21 protein-coding genes and 1 pseudogene are annotated in these 21066 nt (G+C 68.6%); 12 read left to right on the top strand and 10 right to left on the bottom strand.

Annotated elements, in window-relative coordinates; all coding sequences use genetic code 11:
• Window positions 1-138: 138 nt before the first annotated feature.
• The gene (locus PWG71_RS07500) at window positions 139-1161 is read right to left on the bottom strand and encodes a DNA-binding protein (RefSeq protein ID WP_274808826.1); all 1023 of its coding nucleotides are present in this window, start codon (window positions 1159-1161) and stop codon (window positions 139-141) included.
• 209 nt (window positions 1162-1370) lie between these two features.
• On the opposite strand from PWG71_RS07500, the gene PWG71_RS07495 reads away from it, so the two are divergent.
• The 8 genes and pseudogenes from PWG71_RS07495 (at window position 1371) to PWG71_RS28760 (ending at window position 9289) form a co-directional block, all read left to right on the top strand.
• A complete protein-coding gene (locus tag PWG71_RS07495) occupies window positions 1371-2948 on the top strand; it encodes an HD domain-containing phosphohydrolase (protein WP_274808825.1) in 1578 nt (525 codons plus the stop codon).
• Window positions 2949-3143: 195 nt separating this feature from the next.
• Entirely contained in the window at window positions 3144-4208 is a 1065-nt protein-coding gene (locus PWG71_RS07490) for an alpha/beta fold hydrolase (RefSeq protein ID WP_274808824.1), read from the top strand.
• Between the two features lie 31 nt (window positions 4209-4239).
• Window positions 4240-5070 carry a class I SAM-dependent methyltransferase gene (locus tag PWG71_RS07485; protein WP_274808823.1) on the top strand — a complete coding sequence of 277 codons (831 nt, stop codon included), beginning with the start codon at window positions 4240-4242 and terminating at the stop codon, window positions 5068-5070.
• Window positions 5071-5836: 766 nt separating this feature from the next.
• Window positions 5837-6061 carry a hypothetical protein gene (locus PWG71_RS07480; protein ID WP_274808822.1) on the top strand — a complete coding sequence of 75 codons (225 nt, stop codon included), beginning with the start codon at window positions 5837-5839 and terminating at the stop codon, window positions 6059-6061.
• Window positions 6062-6628: a DUF6879 family protein gene (locus tag PWG71_RS07475; RefSeq protein WP_274808821.1), complete on the top strand. Its 567-nt coding sequence runs from the start codon at window positions 6062-6064 to the stop codon at window positions 6626-6628. It begins immediately after the preceding gene.
• Window positions 6629-6865: 237 nt separating this feature from the next.
• Window positions 6866-7507 (top strand): annotated as a pseudogene (locus PWG71_RS07470) (NB-ARC domain-containing protein); the annotation flags it as partial.
• 402 nt (window positions 7508-7909) lie between these two features.
• The gene (locus PWG71_RS07465) at window positions 7910-8746 is read left to right on the top strand and encodes a tetratricopeptide repeat protein (RefSeq protein ID WP_342455952.1); all 837 of its coding nucleotides are present in this window, start codon (window positions 7910-7912) and stop codon (window positions 8744-8746) included.
• A gap of 219 nt (window positions 8747-8965) precedes the next feature.
• Window positions 8966-9289, top strand: coding sequence for a GNAT family N-acetyltransferase (locus PWG71_RS28760; RefSeq protein WP_446724991.1), 324 nt, complete (start codon window positions 8966-8968; stop codon window positions 9287-9289).
• 23 nt (window positions 9290-9312) lie between these two features.
• Here PWG71_RS28760 and PWG71_RS07460 read toward each other — a convergent pair whose 3' ends face one another.
• From PWG71_RS07460 to PWG71_RS07445, 4 genes are all read right to left on the bottom strand, one after another.
• Window positions 9313-10818 carry an ASCH domain-containing protein gene (locus PWG71_RS07460; RefSeq protein WP_274808819.1) on the bottom strand — a complete coding sequence of 502 codons (1506 nt, stop codon included), beginning with the start codon at window positions 10816-10818 and terminating at the stop codon, window positions 9313-9315.
• Between the two features lie 346 nt (window positions 10819-11164).
• Window positions 11165-11485 carry a hypothetical protein gene (locus PWG71_RS07455; RefSeq protein ID WP_274808818.1) on the bottom strand — a complete coding sequence of 107 codons (321 nt, stop codon included), beginning with the start codon at window positions 11483-11485 and terminating at the stop codon, window positions 11165-11167.
• Window positions 11482-11745: a hypothetical protein gene (locus PWG71_RS07450; RefSeq protein WP_274808817.1), complete on the bottom strand. Its 264-nt coding sequence runs from the start codon at window positions 11743-11745 to the stop codon at window positions 11482-11484. Before PWG71_RS07450 ends, PWG71_RS07455 begins: the two co-directional genes overlap by 4 nt.
• 1 nt (window position 11746) lies before the next feature.
• On the bottom strand, window positions 11747-12328 hold the full coding sequence (locus PWG71_RS07445; protein WP_274808816.1) for a hypothetical protein: 582 nt from the start codon (window positions 12326-12328) through the stop codon (window positions 11747-11749).
• Window positions 12329-12646: 318 nt separating this feature from the next.
• On the opposite strand from PWG71_RS07445, the gene PWG71_RS07440 reads away from it, so the two are divergent.
• From PWG71_RS07440 to PWG71_RS07430, 3 genes are all read left to right on the top strand, one after another.
• Window positions 12647-13501: a helix-turn-helix domain-containing protein gene (locus PWG71_RS07440; RefSeq protein WP_274808815.1), complete on the top strand. Its 855-nt coding sequence runs from the start codon at window positions 12647-12649 to the stop codon at window positions 13499-13501.
• On the top strand, window positions 13455-13628 hold the full coding sequence (locus tag PWG71_RS07435; protein WP_274808814.1) for a DUF397 domain-containing protein: 174 nt from the start codon (window positions 13455-13457) through the stop codon (window positions 13626-13628). The genes PWG71_RS07440 and PWG71_RS07435 overlap by 47 nt, the downstream gene beginning before the upstream one ends.
• A gap of 171 nt (window positions 13629-13799) precedes the next feature.
• The gene (locus tag PWG71_RS07430) at window positions 13800-13976 is read left to right on the top strand and encodes a DUF397 domain-containing protein (RefSeq protein ID WP_274808813.1); all 177 of its coding nucleotides are present in this window, start codon (window positions 13800-13802) and stop codon (window positions 13974-13976) included.
• Window positions 13977-14113: 137 nt separating this feature from the next.
• Here PWG71_RS07430 and PWG71_RS07425 read toward each other — a convergent pair whose 3' ends face one another.
• The 4 genes from PWG71_RS07425 to PWG71_RS07410 form a co-directional block, all read right to left on the bottom strand.
• Window positions 14114-15829, bottom strand: a complete 1716-nt coding sequence (locus tag PWG71_RS07425) for a flavin monoamine oxidase family protein (protein WP_274808812.1) — start codon at window positions 15827-15829, stop codon at window positions 14114-14116.
• Window positions 15830-15882: 53 nt separating this feature from the next.
• Window positions 15883-16689: a carbon-nitrogen hydrolase family protein gene (locus PWG71_RS07420; RefSeq protein ID WP_274808811.1), complete on the bottom strand. Its 807-nt coding sequence runs from the start codon at window positions 16687-16689 to the stop codon at window positions 15883-15885.
• Window positions 16690-16936: 247 nt separating this feature from the next.
• A complete protein-coding gene (locus PWG71_RS07415) occupies window positions 16937-18421 on the bottom strand; it encodes an amino acid permease (RefSeq protein ID WP_274808810.1) in 1485 nt (494 codons plus the stop codon).
• 462 nt (window positions 18422-18883) lie between these two features.
• On the bottom strand, window positions 18884-19549 hold the full coding sequence (locus PWG71_RS07410) for a TetR/AcrR family transcriptional regulator (protein WP_274808809.1): 666 nt from the start codon (window positions 19547-19549) through the stop codon (window positions 18884-18886).
• 60 nt (window positions 19550-19609) lie between these two features.
• On the opposite strand from PWG71_RS07410, the gene PWG71_RS07405 reads away from it, so the two are divergent.
• Window positions 19610-20251: a class I SAM-dependent methyltransferase gene (locus PWG71_RS07405; RefSeq protein ID WP_274808808.1), complete on the top strand. Its 642-nt coding sequence runs from the start codon at window positions 19610-19612 to the stop codon at window positions 20249-20251.
• 92 nt (window positions 20252-20343) lie between these two features.
• On the opposite strand, the gene PWG71_RS07400 is transcribed toward PWG71_RS07405, so the two are convergent.
• The gene (locus tag PWG71_RS07400) at window positions 20344-20787 is read right to left on the bottom strand and encodes a hypothetical protein (RefSeq protein ID WP_274808807.1); all 444 of its coding nucleotides are present in this window, start codon (window positions 20785-20787) and stop codon (window positions 20344-20346) included.
• Between the last annotated feature and the right edge of the window lie 279 nt (window positions 20788-21066).

Raw genomic sequence — 21066 nt, 5'->3', positions numbered from 1 at the left:
CGCCGCCCGGGAGGTCATCCGAACACGAGGGGCGACGGAACCCCCACGGCGGTCGCGTCGCCCGCCGCCCGTCGCCGAGTCCGGTTCTCGAAGCACGCCGATCGGTCGCGTGGATGTCCCCCGTCCCCTTCCCCGCGTTCACCCGGCACCGGTGAGAACGTCCACCGTGCTCGACGTCCCCGGCACCGCCGCGTGGCAGGAGGAACGCAGGGCTCCCAGGGCGACGATGAGTCCGTGGGCCGCGTCGCGCAGGCTCGGTCGCCGCCCGGCGGTGTCGAGCAGGCGGGCCGCTTCGACGAGCATCCGCTCGACACGCACCGAGGACACCTCTCCCAGGCGCGGAAGCACGTCGCGCAGCAGTACGGTCTCGGCCTCATCCCAGGCGTGGGCGCGGGCCAGTGCCCACAGCAGAGCGGCATGGGCGACGAACACGGCCCGGACGTAGCCCGGTCGGTGGGTGGAGGCGATGAAGCGTTCGACGGCCCCGGCACGGTCGCCGGTGTCGACGTGGATCATGGCGTGGTGCCAGGCGATCTCCGCCTCGTTCAGCCACCAGGCCCAGGGCGGGTCGTCGTCGCGCGGGCCCTCTCGGTGACGGCTGTAGGTCAGGTGGATCAGGCCCAGGGCGCGGGCGCGTTCGCCCCGCTGGGCGGTGGCACGGGCGGCCCTCAGGGTGAAGAGGGTGCGCACGCTGCCCCGGGTCTCGGTCAGGGCGGTGTCGCAGAGGTGGGAGGCCTCGGCCGGTCGGTGGAGGTGGACGTCCTGCATGGCGATCTGGGTGAGGGCGAAGTGTTCCATGGAGCGGTCACCCGCGGCGTTCGCCAGCCTCAGCGCCTCCAGGCTCATCCGGCGGGAGAGTCGCTGGTGTTCGGCGTCGTAGGCGATCCATCCGGCGACCTGGTGGGCCTCGGCCGCCGCGGAGAGCAGCTCCCGGTCGCCGGCGTGCGAGCGGCGCGCCAGGTGGTGGGCGGCGGTGGCGGCCGACGCGGCGGAGGCGACCAGGTCGCGGGCGCCGATGCGGGTGTCGAGGGCGATGAGGCGGCCGGTGGTCGCGCGTACCGTCGCCACGGGGTCCCCACCGCCTTCGCCCCGGTGGTCCAGGCACGGTGCCCGGTCGCAGCACGGGATCCGGTCGCGAGGCGGGGTCGGAGAGGGGGCCATGTCGCCATTCTCGCCACCCGGCGCCCGGTGTTCCAGCCCCGCGTGGTCCGGTCCTCCGGTGCTCCGCCCACCGCCGGACGCGTCCGCCTCCGGGTACGGGCCGCCGGACCTTCGACGGTGCGGGCGTCGAGGGGACCCACGGGTGGGGGGTGCGGACGGTGGCCCGCCGTGGGTAGGAACAGTGTGGTCGAAGAGGTGGGGGTGGTCCCATGGGCGCCGAACGATCCGAGGACGCGTCCGGCGTCCGGCTGTCCGATCTCCTGTGCGGACTCACCCTCGTCATGGATCTGGGCATGGCGCGACGGCCCGGGGAGTCCCTGTTCTCCTGCCTGGTCACCACCGGATTCGCCCGCGCACTGAACCTGGACCCCACCACGGTCGCCGACGCCTACCACGCCTCCCTGCTCAGGCACGTCGGCTGTACCGCGTTCGCGCACGAGACGGCCCTGCTGCTGGGGGACGACGTCCGGGTCAACGAAGCCGGTTCCAGGACCGACTTCTCCGACGTTCGCGACGTCTTCGCGACCTTCCTGCCCGGCGTCACGGCGGGGGCCGCGCCCATGCGCCGTCTGCGCCTGACCGCGGCGACCTTCCTGAACGGTCCGGTCATCGACCGCGACGGCCACCGGGCGAACTGTGAGGTGGCCGCCCAGATGGCCGACCGGCTCGGGCTGGGAGCCGGGGTCGGCGGCGCGCTCACGCAGATGTTCGAGTGGTGGAACGGCAAGGGGGGACCGCGCGGGCTGGCCGGGGACGACATACGTTTGGCCACCCGCCTGACCCACGTGGCCTCCACCGCCGCGCTCTTCCACGGGATCGGGGGGACCGCCATGGCCCTCGCGATGCTGGAGCGCCGTTCGGGGACGCTCCTGGACCCGGCCCTGGTCGCCGACTTCCACCGGCACGGCCCCGACCTGCTCGGGGAGGCGGCCGACGCGGATCCCACGCGGGCCGTCCTCGACGCGGAGCCGCGCCCGGTCCGCCGACTGACCCCCGACGGGGTCGACGAGGCGGCCCGCGCGTTCGGTGACATGGTCGACCTGAAAAGCCCCTACCTGCACGGACACTCGGCCGGGGTGGCGGAGTCGGCGCACCGGGCCGGCGTCCGCCTGGGCCTGCCCGAGGCGTCCGACGGCCGGCTGCGCACCGCCGGGTGGACGCACGACCTCGGCCGGGTGGCGGTCTCCTCCGGTGTCTGGGACAGACCGGGAGCCCTCGACGAAGGGGAATGGGAGCAGGTCCGGCTGCACGCCTACTACAGCGAGCGAATCCTGCGCCGCTGCCCTCCGCTGGCCGCCGTCGCCCGGTTGGCGGGATCCCATCACGAGCGGTGCGACGGCACCGGGTATCACCGGGGGCTGGAGTCCGGAGAGATCCCCATGGCCGTGTGCGTGCTCGCGGCGGCCGACGAACTCACCGCGCTGCGGGCCGCACGGCCGCACCGGGCCGCGCTGGACCTGGACGAGGCGGCCCGGGTCCTGCGCGCGCACGCCCGGGAGGGGGCTCTGGAGGCGGAGGCCGCCGAGGCCGTCCTCGGTGCCGCGGGCCACGACGGTGCCCGAGGCGGGCGTCGGGTATGGCCCGCCGGACTGACCGACCGCCAGGTCCAGGTGCTGCGGCTGCTCTGCGAGGGGCTGACCAACCGCCAGATCGCCGGACGCCTGGACGTCTCCCCGCGAACGGCGGAACACCACGTCCAGGACGTGTACGCGAAGATCGGCGTGTCCAGCCGGGCCGCCGCCGCCATGTTCGCCATGCGTCACGCGGTCCTGTCCTCCACCCCGTGAACCGGTGCGACGCACCGCGCAGAGGGGTCCGGGGCACCGCGCAGAGGAGTCCGGGGCACCGCGCAGAGGAGTCCGGGGCACCGCGTAGAGGAGTCCGCGGGCACTGCGTAGAACTACCGATGCGCCCTGATCCGGTTGGGCGCACGCTGGAACGACCGGTGGACATCGTCCACACCGACGACCGAGGGGGCCATCATGACGAACGAGGAGAGCGTCCGCACCGGCGGATCGCACGGTCGTCGCTCCGGAGGCGAGCGGGACCGGGACGTGCCGAGGGCGTCGAGCGCCCTCGATCACCGTGCTCCCGCCGCCGAGAGGTCGTTCGGCGACGGCGTCCGCGCGGTCGGTCGCCTCGACGACGGGAAGCCGAGGGAAGGTCCGTCCCCAGCGGGACACGCCGCCCCCGACGCGTCGGCCGGGCCCGTCCCCGCCGCCCGGGTGAAGGCGCGGGAGTCGACCATCGGCGACACGCACCGTGTCACGTCCGAGGACGGGACCGTCATCGGGTTCGGCCGCACCGGCCGGGGCCGACCCCTGGTCGCCGTCCACGGCACCACCGCGGACCGTGACCGCTGGCGCACCGTGCTGCCCTTCCTGGAGTCGGAGCGGTGTGTGCACACCCTGGACCGGCGCGGTCGGGGACTGAGCGGCGACGCCGAGGACTACCGGATCGAGCGGGAGTACGAGGACGTCGCCGCCGTCGTGGACCGGGTCGCCGAGGAGACCGGTACCGGGGTGGACCTGCTGGGGCACTCCTACGGCGCGCTGTGCGCCCTGGGCGCGGCCCCGAATGTCCCGGGAGTGCGCCGGGTCATCCTGTACGAGCCGCCCGTCGGCTTCGGCGGACAGGTCCAGGACCACGTCATGACGGAGCTGGAGTCCCTGCTGGCGAAGGGACGTCGGAGCGACGCGGTGGCGTACTTCTTCCGCGCCGTCGTGGGCATGCCCGACCGCGAATTGGAACTGCTCCGCTCACTGCCGAGCTGGCGGGCCCGGATGGCGGCGGCCCACACGATCGCGCGGGAACTCCGCGCCGCCGACGCCTACCGGTTCGAGCCGCGCGACGTGGGCGGGCTCGACCGCCCCGTGCTGCTCCTCGTGGGCGGGGACAGCCCCGAGATCTTCCGGAAGGGGGCCGAGTCGATCGCGCGGGCGCTGCCGGACGCGCGCGTCGAGGTCCTGCCCGGCCAGCGGCACATCGCCATGGACACCGCACCGGAAGCGTTCGCCGCACGGGTGAACACGTTCCTCGGTGTGTGAAGAGGGAGAAGAGGGAGGAGGAGGGACGGCCATGAGGACCTCGACCACCGATCATGCCTTCGTCCGCTTCGAGAGGGAGGGCTGGGACTCCATCGCCCACCGGTACCACCGTTTCCTCGGGCCGGTGACCGGACGGGCTGCCGAGGCCCTGCTCGACGCGGCCGGGGTGGGGCCCGGTGACCGGCTGCTGGACGTGGCCACCGGCCCGGGGTACGTGGCGGGTCTGGCCCTGGATCGGGGAGCCGAGGTGACCGGGACCGACCTGTCCGCGCGGATACTCGCCTTGGCGCACCTGCTGCGACCCGACCTGGGGCTGCGGGTGGCGGACGCCCACGACCTGCCCTTCCCCGATGGGGCGTTCGACGCGACCGTCGCCGGGTTCCTCCTCCCACATCTGGCCGACCACGCCCGCGCGGTGGCGGAGATGGTCCGGGTGACGGCTTCGGGGGGCAGGGTGGCGCTGTCCACCTGGGGCGCTCCCGAGGAGGTACCGATGTTCTCGATGCTGGCGGCGGCGGCGGAGGCGGTCGGCGCGCGGACCGACCCGGCGGTTCCGGCGGGCCCCGCCTTCTTCCACTTCTCCGATGCCGGTCGGTTGAGGGATCTGCTGTCCTCGGCCGGACTCGCCGAGGTGGGGGTCACGGCCGTGTCGCTCACCCACACGGTGGCGTCCCTCGACGCGTTGTGGGAGGGGCTCATGTCCGGAACGGTGCGGGTGTCGGCCCTGGTCCGGGGGCAGGGGGAGGACACCCGGCGGCGGATCCGCGCGGGGTTCGAGCGATCCCTGGCGGACCTCGTCGGTGACGGCGGGGAGGTGACCCTCCCCGTGCGGGTGCTCGTGGGTCATGGGCTTCGCGGGTGATGTGTCCGCGTCGTTCGCGAAGTGCGGTCAACGCCGCCCCGGTGGTACCGCTCACGCGGAGAGCGTGGTGAACGGCCCGCGAGGAGTTCGGTGGCACCGAGGAATCGTCAGGCTCCTTCGAGGAGGATCGGAACGTCCGTGACGGTTGGCGGGGCGTGGAGGTCTCCGCCCCGGCAGGGGGTGGGGAGCCGCGTGGTGACGGCTCTGATCCTGGATCTGCGAGAGGCGGGAATCGAGTGGGTCCACGTCGACCATGAGCCCCATCTTGAGGGTTTCTACCGGGGGGCGTGCGGTTTCGGGTTCACGCGGGCCGGTCTGCCGCACCTCGGTTGACGCCTTCGCCGTGGTGCCTTCGCCTCCCTTGAGCGCCGCGGCCGTGTCCCCGTATGCGCCCGCGCGAGTCCGTCCGCACCCGTTCGAACACGGCCGAGAGATGTTTCGATGACATGATCACCGAGGCCCAAAAGAATGTCACGGCATCTCATCCGCTCTTCACAGAGAACACATACCGAACATAAATATTGAAAATGACACGCGAAGATACATTTCGTCCGATCATCGGATGCCCGCGACGAGCAGGAGATCTTTACCCGGTGCCTCCTCGGCATCTCCACTCGATTCACACACCCCAAGCGCACCAGAGGTCGCGATCATCCACAATCGATTCAACAAGAGGAGGACGCCATCGGCCGGTTCGGAGAGGTTGACGCACATGATCGACCAAGGTAAATTGAAAAGCTATAAATAAATTCATGAGGAGATTCCCATGCGACTCACGATGCTCTACAAAGATCAAGGCTCGGGCGGCAACGGCTGCCCCACTGTCTACCTGGCCGAAAACGGTCGAATCGTGGTTCAGGGTCCGGCGGTCGACCAGGACACCTTCGCGGGCCTCGCCAACGTCCTGCCCGGGGAGATCGCCCTGGAGATCGCGCCGGATGTACTGCTGGGGGCCGCAGACAAGCTCCGGAACAAGGGTGTGAAAAGCTAAGTGGGACGCATATTCCGTTCGCTCGACGACGTAGAGTTCAATCGGTTTTTCAAGGAGTTCCAATTCACCGCCTATCGCTTGGAATCTCTACAAAAATATGACGTTTCCTATGAGAAAAAGGAATTCGATCTCTTTCTGAACGGCCAACAACGGGGCGAGTTCCCCGGCATCGCAGGATGGATCGACGGCACCGTCCGACCGGCCCACGCATCCGGCAGGATCCTGCATCGGGTGCATGTCGTCGAGGAGCCCCTGTCCGACTACGTGAGGTTCGAATGCTCCTGGGCCTACACGCACACCGTCGCGGCAGGCGAGGATGTGCGGATCATTCCCGTGAATCCGGGGGAATGGCCCGAAGGGCTTCCCAATTATGACTACTGGCTGTTCGACTCCTCCCACCTCATCACCATGCACTATAAAGATGACGGTGAGTTCGAGGCGGCAGAAATCGTGGACGACGCCGAAAAGATCGTCCAGGCCAACCTGTGGCGGGACCTCGCGGTGAACAAGTCGATCCCGTTCAAGGAATTCTCCGAACGGTACGATGTTCTGTTCCAACCCGAGTGACAGTCCGAACTGAATGCACAAGAACATCAATGAATTCGACGGCAAGGCTCATGCCGTGGTTCAAATCGGAACGATGCACGGTTCCGTCAATTTGAGCGAGACGCGAACCGGCCCCCTGCCTCGACAACTACCCATCCCGATCAATGGATTTGTCAATAGGGTTGACAGCCTGAGAGAACTCGACGGACTTCTGAAAGATGAGAACAGGACAGTGGTGGTCTCTGCGGTCTCCGGGGCCCGGGAGTCGGCAAGACGGCACTCGCCATCAACTGGGCGCATCAGGTCAGGGATAGGTTTCCCGACGGAGATCTCTATGTGGATTTCGGTGGATATGGTCCAGATGCCCAGGTAACCGCCGACCAAGCCTTGGACCACTTCTTAAGAGCCCTCGATGTTCCGGGTGAGAGAATCCCCGAAGTGCTGTCGGAACGTTCCTCGCTTTTCCGGTCCATGGTCAACGGAAAGCGAATGCTCATCGTTCTCGACAACGTGTCCGACACCGGCATGGTCCGCCCACTTCTTCCAGCGTCCAGCGGGTGTTTCGCCCTGATCACGAGCAGAAGCACGCTGGCGGGCCTGGTGGCCCGGGAGGGGGCCGCACGCGTGACATTGGACGTCCTCGACCCCACCGACGCCGTGGAACTGCTCGCGCGAGTGATCGGCACCGTCCGCGTCCAGGCGGAGCCAGAGGCGGCGGTCCGGGTCGCCGAACTCTGCGGTCATCTTCCCCTGGCCCTGCGGGTGGTCGCCGAACACGCCGTGGACCGATCAGGACTACCGCTCGCCGACCTGGTCGCCGAACTGGAGGAGGAACAGCATCGACTCGACTCCCTCGCCTCCAGCGGGGACGAACTCAGCGATGTGCGCGCCGCGTTCTCCTGGTCGTACCAAGCGATATCAACGGAGTTACAGTGCGCCTTCCGTCTACTCGGACTCCACCCAGGGCGAACGTTCGGCACGGAGTCGGCCACAGCGCTTCTCGGAAATTCCGACCAGCGCGCCACCAAGCGGATTCTCAATGAACTCTCTTCGACCCATCTCCTCCAAAAAGTTTCCACCAACAGATACCGCCTGCATGACCTACTCAGATCTTATGCAAAAGAACTCCTGGAAGAAGGGGTCAGCCAGAAAGATCGATCCAAATCAGTTCGCAGAACCCTGAGCTGGTACCTTCTCGCCTCGGATGCCGGACGCAAGGCCATCCTTCCTTACTCGCATGAGGTTCCCCTTGTCCCCCAAAATCAGGTTGTGGTACCACGATTCGCTGATGCGAAAAGTGCAATGGCCTGGTTCGAAGTAGAACACATGAACATCCTGGCCGCACTGGACCAGGCGATGGACACAGGTCAATACGACATCGCCTGGAAGCTTCCCGTTGTCGTCGATGGATTTTTTGAACTCCACTCCTCGTGGAAAGAATGGGAAGATATCCACCGTATCGGAGCCGAGGCGGCCCGTGTCATCGGCGACCGACTCGGAGAGGCATCCAATGTTTTCGCTCTGGGCGACGCCGACTGGCGCAGCGGCCGACGAGAAAGCGCCATGGCCAACTATGAAAGCGTCATATCCTACGCCGAGGAGACCGAAGACCCGTGGCTCATCGGATTCTCTCTCAGAGGGTTGGGTCTCATTCACCTGGAAATGGGAGACCTGGACAGGGCCCGTGACCACTTCCATTCCTCCAGAGAGGTTTTTCGTGCCAACGGAGTACGCCGCGGGGAAGGCATGGCCCTGCTCAGTCTGGGTGAGCATGCGCGGCTCATCGGCGATTTCGATGCGGCGGTGTCCATGGGAAGTGACGCCGTTCAGGTATTCATCGAGATCGATGACGCATGGAGCGAGGCGTGGGGAGCGCTTCCACTGGCGAAATCGCTCGCAGAACTGAGTCGGGGACGCGAGGCCGCAGAACTACTCGTACGAGCGTCCAGGACATTCGATGGCTTCAAAGACCGACGAAGCCTGGCGATGTCATCGGACTTGCTCGGCGACGTTCACCATCAACTCGGTGAGACAGCGACAGCAGCAGATCATTGGCTGTACGCAGCCGAAATCTATGAGTCCCTGGGGGAAGATACGCTGGGTGAAGAATCAAGAACGAAGGCCAGGAGGTTCGAGTGAGCGATCTCGTTATAAAATCGGCAAACGGACATCTTCCTCGGAAATGGTTCGATTCGATTTGCCTCATCCATGACGAAGTCTTTCTGAGGGATCCTTTCTCATGGGACTCGCACACTTCACCAAGGAATGTCGAGAGCCTCGGACGGCTGGCGGAGGATTCTTCTTCGCGGGTGATCGTCGCAGAACACGAGGATGAGGTGATCGGTTACTCCTACGGACATCGGCTACCGGTCGACCACGGGTGGTGGAGGTCCATCCCAGCCCCCCCTCCCAGCCGATTTCACCGAGGAGTGGGAGGGGAGGACATTCGCGTTCACCAGCCTCGCCTTGTTGCCGACGTGGCGGGGTCGTGGAATCGGGAAACGACTCATCGATGAACTCCTGAGAACCCGAACGGAGGAACGCGCCGTCCTATCGGTTCAGCCTTCCGCGGTCGAGACGCAGAGCATCTACCGGCACCTCGGATGGCGCCTGGTCGGCAGGAACGGTCCCTTTCCCGATGTCGAGCCGCCGTGCTGGGAGGTCTACGTCCTGGAAGTGTGATCGCACTGCGAACACGGATCACTTCATTCTTCGTACGTTCGACGGCTCACTGTCTCGATGGCGATGGCGAGCACTCCCCTCGCCTCGCGGTCGGGAGGGTAGATCTCTCGGAGCGCGCCAAGCAGACCCTCGCGGGTGGTGGTCGGGTCGATGGCGGCGACCGGTTCGTGTTCGAGCAGCTCCTCGAAGGTCGCGTACCGCGTCAGGCCGGTGATGCGGGTCGCGACCTCCGCGCCGTCGCATCGGAAACGCAGCGCGTCCCCGACCCGCAGCCGCTCGCGGGCATCGTCCGCGACGCGGACCTCGACCGTCTTGCGCCCGGAGACGACGAGGTCGAAGTAGCGCCGCCGAAGGCGCATGTGGGCGGTCGGCCGGTTCCATCGGGCGGACCAGAGCGTGTCGGCCGGGCTGTCCGACCACAGGGTCCGAGTGGCGTGATCGCGGTCGAAGGTGAGGCCGAAACGGTCGACGGGCGGTTCTCCTCGGTCCCGCCAACGGGACAACGCCGCCGTGAACTCCTCGTGGAGTCGGCGGACCCCCGCCTGTTCGACCCGTCCGTCGGCGTGCAGACGGGCCCACGAGCCGTCGGAGGTGGAACCGATCCAGACATGGGGTTCGGTCGCCCCCCGTTCCATGCGCATGCCGTAGTGCCACTCCCCCACGAGCAGCGACAGGATCAGGGACGTCTCCCCGTCCAGGAACGGCTCACGCGGATCCGTGTCGGTGCGGGTGACGTGTTCCGGGCGGGCGTGCGCGTCCGGGGCGGGCCGGTTCGGGCGACGCTGTCCACGCGCCCACATGAACGACGATCCGCCCTCGAAACGCCCTCGGACCTCCGAGCGTTCGACCTCCAGGACCGCGAGCGCCCCCGCCGGCGCGCCCGGTGTCGGAGCCCACGGCGTGATGATGCGACCCTCTCCGCCGATCAGGTCCGGCCAGGCCCAGGGCAGGTCCGCGACGGAGCAGGTCGCCATGAGCCGGTCGTAGACCGCCATGGGCGTGCTCGCGAGTTCCCCGTCGCCGACGAGGACGGTCGGTCGATACCCGCAGGCGTGGAGGTTGGCGCGGGCCGTGGCCGCGACCTCCTCGTCGATCTCGATGGTGGTGACGTTCGCCGGACCGAGGAGGTCGGACAGGATCGCCGCGTTGTACCCCGTGCCCGTCCCCACCTCCAGAACGCGGTGCCCGGGTTCGAGACGCGCGGCCGTGAGCATGCGCGCCATGACGCTCGGAGCCGATGAGGAGGAGGACGGCGATCCCCGCCCGTCGGTCGTCGTGCCGTCGTCGAGCTGCGTGGTGAGGGGCTGGTCGGAGTAGGCGGTGCGGAGCCAGGCGTCGGGGTCGGCGGCCCGGTCGATCGCGTCGCCGTCCAGGGTCCACACCGTGTCCGGAAGGAAGCGGTGACGGGGGACCCGGGCGAACGCCGAGGCGATGCGTTCCGGGACGCCTCGGGCTCGGAGGTCGTCGGCCAAGGCGGCGGTGAGAGTGACGGCGAGTGCGTCGAGGGTCGGTTCCGAGGCGGGTTTCATGGGGTCGTCATGCCCGATCGTCACTTCTTCCCCGTCCCGTTGCAGCCGGCGCAGGGGACCCACCGGCGGTGATTCTTGCCAGGGGTGGCCCCGTCGCCGGTGATCCACCGACCGCCCTGGCCGTCGCACATACCGCAGTCCTGTTGTTCTGCGGCGGGCGGCGGAAACGGCCGGGAGGGTCGTGTGAGGTCGGGAGTCGTGTTCATCGTGACCTTTCTCGAACGGGTGACGGGTGCTCGGAAGAGCCGGGAGAAGCGGATACGAGACGGAGGAGGAGAGGAAGGGCGAGCGGGGCGCGGGCCCTGTGTTCATCGGGCCCGCGGCCGCTCAGTGGTGGACTCCGAGGTCACCGGTGCCGTGGGGCGCGGTCGGTCGGTTGGTCGGCGTGCTGGTGGAGGCGTTCCTCCAACTGTTCGGGGGTGGGTTCGACGTGGGTGCGCCAGGCGGCGGTGGGGTCGCGGTGGGTGGCCAGCCACATCGATCCGGTCCACGCGATGCGGTGCGTGGTGCCCCATCGGGACCGCAATCCGTCGAGGACGGTCTCCGGTGGGTGCCAGGTCCATCCCTTGACGTCCTGGTGGTCGCCGTCGTGGTCGGTGTCCAGGACACAGGTCCGCCGTAGCCCGCCCCGGTCCAGGGCGGTGTGCCCGCACGGCGGGGGGATCACCGCCCGCCCCCGGTGCGCGGGAGAGGGAGCGGGGTGTAGGTGATGGGGTGGGCCTCCACCCCCAGGTCCAGGAGGTCGATGGCCTCGATCGGGTCCCCGGTGGCCTTGACGTGGTCCAGCGCGGCGCACACCGCCCGCGCCCGGTGGCCGAGCAGGGTGTGGCGCCAGACCTCGTCATCGGGGCTCGCCCCGGGTGGCAGGGTCAAGGCGTCGCCGATGGCCTCGAACAGGTCCGCGATGCGCACGTCGCCGGTGGACATGTCAGCGCACCCCCGTGGCGAGGTAGGCGCGCACCGCCAACGCGAGCGGCGCCAGGTCCCGGGCGGGGTGGGAGACGTAGGTACGCACCCGCGACGCACACCGACGGATCCGGGGGCGGGACGGAAGCGGCTTCACCCCGGGCGTCCGGACAGGGGTCGGGGCCGGGGATGCGGGCGCGGGTGCGGGTGATGGGCGGCTGTGGGCGTAATCGGCCAGGGACAGCACCGTGGGCTGTTCGGGCCGGTGGTGACGGCCGCGCCCGGGAACCAGGGGCACGGGGGCGCCTGCGGTCAGCGGGAGGGTCCAACCGACCAGGTCCGGGCGCAGGGGCACCACACGCGCCGGGCCCCGCTTCTGTGGCCGGGCCGGGGGCCGGTTCGGGGAGAACTCCGGGGAGAGCAGGTCCCCGGCCGGGCCGGGGGCGTGGTGGTGCAGAGCGAAGGCCGAGGCCGCCGCCATCCGCCGCACGGCGGAGAGTTCGCCCGCCCGCAGGTGACGCACCCCCACCCGCCCGACGATCACCGCCGTCGATGCGCGCTGATTCACCCCCGGAGGGGCCGCCTTCTCGGCGCTACACTGCATTCCGTCTCACCTCGATCGATTCGGGTTCGGGTGGAGATCCGCGCCCTGGAGCCGCTGTCATCGGCTCTGGGGCGCTTCGTGTTTCTCGTGCACTCGCTTCTCGCAGGCCAGGCCATGGATCCGCTACGGCGAGCAAGCCGAAGCCGAGAGCGCCAAGGTCTACTTCATGGATCCGCGAGCAGTACACCGCCAAGCATTCCCCAAGCTCAGAGCAAGAGAAAGGCAATACGTCAATCTGGAGACTATTGAATACCTCCGGTTTACTTCAGTAAACTTCGGTATTCTGGCAAGCCATGGCGGGGACACGGGAGAGCGCACATGGAAAAAGTAGACAAAAAGGATATATCAAACGCCCGGTTTGGCCAGGCCATCGCTCACTGGCGGAAGAAACGTGGTTTGACCCAGCTCAACGTGGCCAACCTGTTGGGCTACACCAAAGGTTTCATTTCTCAGATCGAGTGCGGCTGGAAGAAGCTCGATCAGTCGAAGGTGGATGACCTGGACGGCTTCCTCCGGGCTGCGGGGCGTCTCGTCAAGCTCTACGAGGACCTCTACTCCCCCGAACGCCTCGACTGGCAAGAGCAGGTGCACCTGCTACAAGCGGAGGCGGAACTCATCCGTCAGTACAGTTGCGTACTCATCCCGGGAAACTTCCAGACTCTCGCCTATGCCAAAGCCGTGTTCGAATCAGGCGCCCCGTGGCTAAACAAAGCGGACATAGAGAAGAAAGCGACAGTCCGGATCGAACGTTCCTCCCAGGTAATCCGATCGGGAGGTCCTCAGTATCACGTAGTCCTGGACGACATGACCGTGCTACGGCCGGTAGCGAGCGACCAGGTCATGCGGGAGCAGATCGACGCCCTCATCCAGCTCTCCCTTTCCGGGCGTGTACAGCTTCAGCTCTACAGGTGGGGGCCGCTGCCACACGTAGGCCCTGACGGCCCGTTCTCGCTCATAGCGTCGCCTTCAGCCCCTGAGGTGCTCCATGCCGAGTCGGTCTATCTGGGACAGACCACGGATGAACCCCATATGGTTCGCCAGTTCGTAACCCTGTTCAGTAGATTGCAAGCCAACGCGAGGTCCGTGAGGGAGTCCGTGGACTACCTCCGGCATGTAAAAGGAGCGTATGCGGATGGGTTGGCACAAGTCGAGCTACAGCGACGGGGCGCATAACTGCGTGGAGGTCTGCGAGGGCGAGGCAACCCTCGTTCGAGACACTCAGCACCGGGAACTCGGACACCTGGAGTTCGGCGCCCCCGCTTGGATCGCTCTTGTAGAAGCGGTGAGCCTCAACAGGTGACTCCGGGTTGCTCTCACCAGGCGTAGTGGTGAGAGCGACTTTCATGCTTACAGCACTCTTCGAACAGATCACACGGACAGGTCTGGCCGTATCCGGCCATCCGTCGAGCGGGCGACCGTACCCACCCGGGGTAATCACTCAGCAGGCACGGGCCGACCGAGGAGAGTGCGCATGCAGGAGGAACACGGGCTGATCTTTCGGAAGAGCAGCCACAGTACGACCACAGGGGAGTGTGTGGAGGTGGCGGAGGTGGCCACCGGTGCCGCCGTGCGGGACTCCGAGAACCCCGACAAGGGCCACCTCACGTTCCCCTCCTCGGAGTGGAACGCCTTCCTGCGAAAACTCTAGTACTCCGGGCACGAGAGCACCCCGGGGTCATCCCCATAACCCCGGGGTGCACGTTCCCATCGGCTCTCGACGTCCTCATCGCGCGCGGGGTTCGCGTCCGCGCAGCTCAAGGTCGTCTTCGGAGATCCCCCCGGATCTCAGCCTTCGGGCAGGGCCACGGGCACGAGTTCCTCGAACTCGTCACCCGGGCCCGGGTTCGTCGGGTCGGTGGCACCACCCAGGTGGTGCATCACCCCCCACACGGCGTTGAGCGCCGTCTGCACCGCGCCCTCGGCCCAACCGGCCGTCCAGGACACGTCGTCGCCCGCGAGGAACAGCCCGCGGTACCTCTCCGGCAGCCCGTCCTGCGCGAAGTGCGTGAACAGCCTCCGCTGGTACCGGTAGTGCCCCGGAAGGTTCGCCTTGAAGGCACCCATGAAGTACGGTTCGTCCTCCCACGACACCGTCACCGGGTCCCCCGTGATGTGCGACCGGATGTCCACACCCGGGTACACCTTGGCCAGCGACGTCAGCATGACCTCAAGGCGCTCGTTCGGGGACAGCGGCAGCCACTTCAGCGAGTCGTCGCACCAGGTGTACGACAGGCAGATCGCCGCGGGCCCGTCCGGGTCCGGTCCTTCGAGCAGGTACGTCCCCCGCGTCATGCGGTCGGTGAGCGTCATGCTCATGACGTCGCGCCCGGTCTCGGGGTCCTTGTCCTTCCAGAACGCCCGGTCCACGGGCACGAACAGCTTCGAGGACTCCATGTAGTGGGTCCGCTCGATCGCCGTCCAGTGGTCGATCGGCAGCAGGGCGTCGTCGCAGTCGATCTTGGACAGCATCATCCAGCTCTGCGCCGTGAACACCGCCGCCGCGTAGGTCCGGGTGGACCCCGACGCGTCGGTCACCGTGATGTTCCCCGTCGCGGACCCCTTCGCCGCGGTGCGGCGCAGGGCCGTGACCGCCGGGCGGGGACCGTCCCCGTGCAACTCCGCCAGGGTCGTGCCCTGCGCCCAGTGGACGATCTTGTCCGGGGCGTCCTCCCAGAGTCGCTGCGGAAGCTGCTGGACCCCGCCGACGATCCCCATGTGGTCGTCGTCCGCACCCGTGTACGTGACCCTGAGGATCTCCAGGATCGAGTTGGGGAAGTCGGTGTCCCATCCCCCGGTGCCGAAGCCCACCTGTCCGAAGATCTCGCGGTGACGGAAGGAGGCGAAGGCCGGGGAGTCGCAGAGGAACCCGTAGAAGGTCTGGTTGTCGAGCTTCTCGACGAGCTCGTTCCAGATCTCCTTCTGGGTCGCCACGTCGCGTTCGCGGATGGCCCGCTGCATCCGGGAGTGCTGCGCCCCCTCTTCGAGGGTCCGCTCCCACGCCTGCGCGACCTCTCGGTACACGGCGGGCAGCTCGTCGAGGGTGGTCGCGTAGTGCGACTCCCCCTTGAGGTCCACGACGGTGCTCGGGGTGGTCGGCGCCAGCGGGTTGGGGAACGGCTCGGTCCGCAACCCGACCCGGTCGATGTAGTGCCAGAACGCCGTGGACGACGGCGGGAAGCGCATCGCCCCCATCTCGGCGACGATCTCCTCCTCGTCGACGCCCGGGAAGCGCTCGGTGCGCAGTCGCCCGCCGATCCGGTCCGCCTCGTACACCACCGGCTTGAGCCCCATCTTCATGAGCTCGTAGGCGGTGATGATCCCCGAGAGCCCGCCGCCGATGACGGCGACCTCGGTACCCAGCCGGTCGGCCGGGATCTGCCCGAGCCCCGCCGGGTGGGCGAGGTACTCGTCGTAGGCGAACGGGAAGTCCGGTCCGCACATGTTCAGCGGCGTGTCCTGCGCCGGTGCGGCGCCGGCGGCCGTGGGCACGGCAGACGTCATGGATCCCCTCCAGGGTGTCGAGCGATGGTGATGGGTGCGGTCGGGCGGGTGGTTCAGCGGCGCGGGGCCCCGTACAGCTCGGGCCTGCGATCGTCCAGATAGGACTGTTCCTCGCGGGCCCGGCCGATGGCGCCCGGGTCGACGTCGCCGATGAGGAGTTCCTCGTCGGCTCCGGCCCGCAGCGTCTCGGACCCGTCGGGCGCGATGAGGGCGCTCAGCCCCGCGTAGCGCAGGTCGCCCTCGGTGTCGCAGCGGTTCACGTACGCCAGGTGGATCTGGTTCTCCAACGCCCGCACCGGGACGATCCGGTTCGGCACGTCGAGGAAGGGGCGCATGAGCGCGGTGGGCACGATGAGGAGTTCGGTCCCCGCCAGCGCGTGGGCGCGCACCGGCTCGGGGAACTCCACGTCGTAGCAGACCAGCAGTCCGAGGCGTACCCCGGCGAGGTCGGCCTGGACGACCGGGACGTCGCCCGGTGTGAACGCGTCGCGGTCCAGGTCTCCGAACAGGTGGGTCTTGCGGTAGGCCGCCAGGTGGGTGCCGGCGCCGTCGACGAGGCGGACGGTGTTGTACACCGCGTCGCCGTCGCGTTCGGGAAATCCGTGGACGATGGCGACGCCGGTGTCGGCGGCGATCTCCGAGACGGCCTGGGCGAGCGGCCCGTCGACGGCCTCGGCGAGACGGCCGACGTCGTCGCCGATGTTGTAGCCGGTCAGCGACATCTCCGGGCCGATGAGCAGGTCCGCTCCCCCTGCGGCGGCGGTGCGAGCCCGGTCGGCCAGACGGCGCAGGGCGTGGGCGGTGTCGCCGCTGTGCCCGGTGCCCTGGTCCAGGGCCGCGCGCAGGGTCCGCGGTGCCATCGCTCCTCCGTCCGGTCCGTCGTCGTCATCGCTGGTGGGGGTGGCTTTCGGGCCGGGTCCACTCTAGGTGGCGAACCCCGTCCGAAGTGTGCGCCACGGATGCGATGCTTTGCGTCTTCTTGTCATTTCGTGGTGTTTCATTGCGCCTTCGCGCACGTTCACGCTGAAAGCGTGCTTTTCGCGATCCTCACCTCGAACACGACGAAGGGGGCCGGACATCCCGACCCCCTTCGTGGGTGTGCTCACATCAGGAACGGACCTCGACGACGCCGTCGGTCTCCAGCTCGGAGCGCTTCATGCTGTATCCGAAGTAGATCGCCAGGCCGACGACCAGCCACGCGCCGAACGCCACCCACACGCCGGCGCCCATGCTGGCCATCATGTAGGCGCAGGCCAGCACGCCCAGGATCGGGGTGACCGGCGCCCCGGGCACCCGGAAGGTGCGGGGCAGGTCCGGGCGGTTCCGGCGCAGGACCAGCACCGCCACGTTCACCAGGGCGAACGCGAACAGGGTGCCGATGGCGGTGGCGTCGGCGAGCGGGCCCAGCGGGATGAACGCGGCCAGCACGGCGATGAGCACGGAGGTGATGATCGTGTTCAGGCGCGGGGTGCCGTTGGCGTCGACCTTGGAGAACGCCTTGGGGATGAGGCCGTCGCGCGACATCACGAAGAGGATGCGGGTCTGGCTGTAGAGGACCACCAGAACGACGCTGGCCAGGGCGAGCACGGCGCCGGCGGCGAAGATGACCGCCCAGACCGGGGTGCCGGTGACCTTGGTGAGGATGCCCGCCAGGGAGGTCTCGCCGTCGGCGAAGTCGGTCCAGTTGAGGGCGCCGACCGCGGTGAAGGCCACCAGGCAGTAGATGGCGGTCACCAGGATCATGGAGAACATGATCGCGCGGGGCAGGTCGCGCTGCGGGTTCTTGGCCTCCTCGCTGGCGGTGGAGACCGAGTCGAACCCGATGTAGGAGAAGAACAGGGTGGCGCCGGCGGCGCTGACGCCCGCCATGCCCATGGGCATGAAGGGGGCGAAGTTGCCGTCCTGGACGGCGGTGATGGCGATGGCCACGAACATCACCAGGATGGCGATCTTGATGGTGACCATCACGGCGTTGACGCGGCTGCTCTCGCGCACCCCGGCGAGCAGGGCGAACATCGACAGCAGGACGACGATGGCGGCGGGCAGGTTGACGAGCCCGCCCTCCAGCGGCCCGGCCAGGACCGCGCCCGGCAGGGACAGGCCGGTGGTCAGGTACAGGAGCTCGTTGATGTACTGACCCCAGCCGACGCCCACGGCCGCGACGGAGACGCCGTAGGTGAGCATCAGACACCAGCCGCAGATCCACGCCATGAACTCGCCGATGGTGGCGTAGCTGTAGGAGTAGGCGGAGCCGGAGGCCGGGATCATGCCGGCCATCTCGGCGTAGGCCAGCGCGGAGAACAGCGCGGTGATGCCGGCGAGGACGAACGAGATGATGACGGCGGGACCGGCGACGGGCACGGCCTCACCGAGGACGACGAAGATACCCGTGCCCAGTGTCGCGCCGATGCCGATCATGGACAGCTGCCAGAAGCCCATGTGCCGGTGCAGCCCGGCGCCTCCGGCGCCTTCGGTCTCGGCCACGAGCTTTTCGACCGGCTTGCGCCTGGTCAGGCGCTCCCGAAGCGCGGGCGCACCGCCCGGGCGCGCGGATGCCCCGGGGGCACCCGCGGGGGTCTTCTGATCGACCACGTGTCACTCCTCGTTTCTGACGCGAGCACACCGCTCCCGGGTCCGGGCACGCCAGGGTGCCCCGGGTGGGGTGCGGTGTGGGGGGAGGGCTGTTCGGTTCGTACCTGTAACGCACCGAAAACGCCCTCAGCAACGGTAGCCGCGTTACCTGGGTAACATGACCCACATTCATTGCGTCTATCCGGAATCCACGCGATGAACGTGCGTTCTCGCGCAAGAAAACGCACATCAACGTGAGAGACGTCACATCAGTTCACGCTATGTGACCACACTCATGTGACCTGCGTGTATACAGAAAACACGCCTTACCGATCCCGACCCCGCCGACGGCGGCGATCGCCGGTCCGAGCACCACCGGGATCGCGGTCCGCCACGGCACCGACGCGGCGAGCGTGGAACGACCGGCCCCGAAGCCGATCTTCGCCCGTGTCGGCCCCGGGGCGGATGTCGCGACCTCCGTGGTCAGGGCGTCCGGGAGGTGGGCCCGTCGCCCGCGGGGGCGGTGCACAGCTGGGCGCTCAGCGTGGCCAGGGCCCAGTCCTGCCACTCGTCCGGCGACCAGCCGCGATCCCGCACGAAGAGCAGGTACAGCTGCGGGCTGAGCAGGCCGAAGAGCAGGTCCGCGGCCATCGCGACGGTGATGTCGGGGCGCAGGCCCGGCTTGTCGGCCAGGGCCCGTGCCGCGGCGTGCTGCACGGTGTAGCGCGGTTCCTCGCCATCGGGCCACTGGGCGGCGATCTCGGGGTCGGTGGCCGAGGCCGCCGCGATGAGCGGCATGACCGGCGCGACCCGCTCCAGGACCCGCCGGGTGCCGTGGACGTGTGCGCGCAACTGCCCGGCCGCGGTGGGCTCGGCGCACGCGGAGCGGAACCACTCCCGGTCCATGGTGGCGACCGGCTCGGTGTCCCCGGCGATGGAGGCGTCGATGACGTCCTTGAACAGCGTGCGCTTGTTGCGGAAGACGTAGTAGACGGTCTGGACGGCCACGCCGGCCCGGTCCGCGACCTCCTGGAGGTTGGTCGCCCCGTACCCCTGCTCGACGAACAGCTCCCGCGCGGCCTCGATGATCCTCTCGCGGGTACGGCGCGCACGCTCGGTCCGCTTGTCCGGCTTCTTGACTGTGTCCACACCCCGAGCCTATAACTAGATATCAACACTAGTGAGCAACTCTAAATACTTGGAGGATCGATGGACGAGGCACGGACGAGCCCGCGACCGGACGGCGGGCGACCGCGTACCGAGATCGAACAGGAGCGGGCCCAACGCGACTACCTGGAGGACTTCTACCGCGAGGGCCCGCCGCCGTGGGACACGGGCGTGACCCCGCCCGAACTGGTGGCCCTGGTGGAGGGCGACGGCGCGCTGCCGGCGGGGCGGGCCCTCGAACTGGGCTTCGGCACCGGGACCAACGCCGTGTACCTGGCCCGGCACGGCTGGGACGTGGTGGGGGTGGACCTGGTCGAGCGCGCGGTCGAGACGGCCCGCGTGAAGGCCGCGGAGGCGGGTGTGACGCCGCGGCTGCTGCACGCCGACGCCACCCGGCTCGACGAGGTGGACGCCTCCGGTCCGTTCGACCTGTTCTTCGATCTGAGCTGCCTGTGCGGCATCCCACCGCACCGGCGCGACGCCTACGCCGCCGGGCTCACCCGCCGCGCGGCGCCCGGCGCGCTGTTGCTGATGTTCGGGTACGGCCCCGGCGCCTTCGACGACCCGACGGCGGGGGTGAGCGCCGAGGAGCTGAGCACGAGGTTCTCCGGCTGGGAGCTGATCGACACCACCCCCGGCACCAACCCCGTGCCCACCTTCTGGTTCACCCTGCGGCGCGACTGAGGGCGCGGCCCCGTCAGGGCCTACGGCCGCTCAGGATCGGGAGGCGGCCCCGAGGATCGACGTCCCCGCCGCGCACGACGGGCGGGACCCGGTCAAGCACCGCTTTCCGGGGCCTCGGAGGGCTCCTGCGGCGGGACCGCCTCCAGCGCGGCCGTCAGCGCCCGCCAGTCCGAGGAACGGGACGGCCACCGCCGTGCCGGGGTGGGGGTGCGGGTCCCGTCGGCCGCCACGTGGACGATGCGGCCGTTCTCGACCGCGAAGCGTTCGCCCGGTGCGGCCGTGACGCCTTCGGCGAGCCTGCCCCGTTGACCCGGGGCGGAGAGGATGGACCTTCCGCTGCCGGGCCGGTGATCGACCCGGAAGTAGACCCTGCGCCACTGCACGACGCCCAGGACGATGAAGACCGGGCCGAGGAACACCAGGGGCGAGAAGAGGCCCAGGCCGACCGCCCACAGACCGAGCAGTGTGCTGAGCACTCCGAAGGTCAGGATCGCGCCGCCGATGACGGGGGTGAGGCGCACTTCGTGTCGGATCATGGGTGTGAGCACTCCTGAACGGGGGACTCCAGGACGTCGGCGCCTCCACCATGCTCCTCCCGGAGCGGGTGTTCAAGGGGTGCGAGCGAGGGTTCTCGGCGTGGTCCCGGAGATCGACCTCTCCTGGGTCGCCCTCCCGTGGACCGACCGTGCGGGTTCCGAGGAACGCGAACGGCCGTGCCCCCGGAACGGGGACGCGGCCGCGCGGAACGCAGGTGCGGTGGTCAGCCGGCGACGGCGACGGTGGGCTCCCCCGGCCCGACCCCCGCCTCACCCATC

This window comes from Nocardiopsis sp. N85, from assembly GCF_028882275.1.
Lineage (GTDB): Bacteria > Actinomycetota > Actinomycetes > Streptosporangiales > Streptosporangiaceae > Nocardiopsis > Nocardiopsis lambiniae.
The sequence above is the reverse complement of the archived record's forward strand: the minus strand, read 5'-3'. Positions and strand labels throughout refer to the sequence as shown.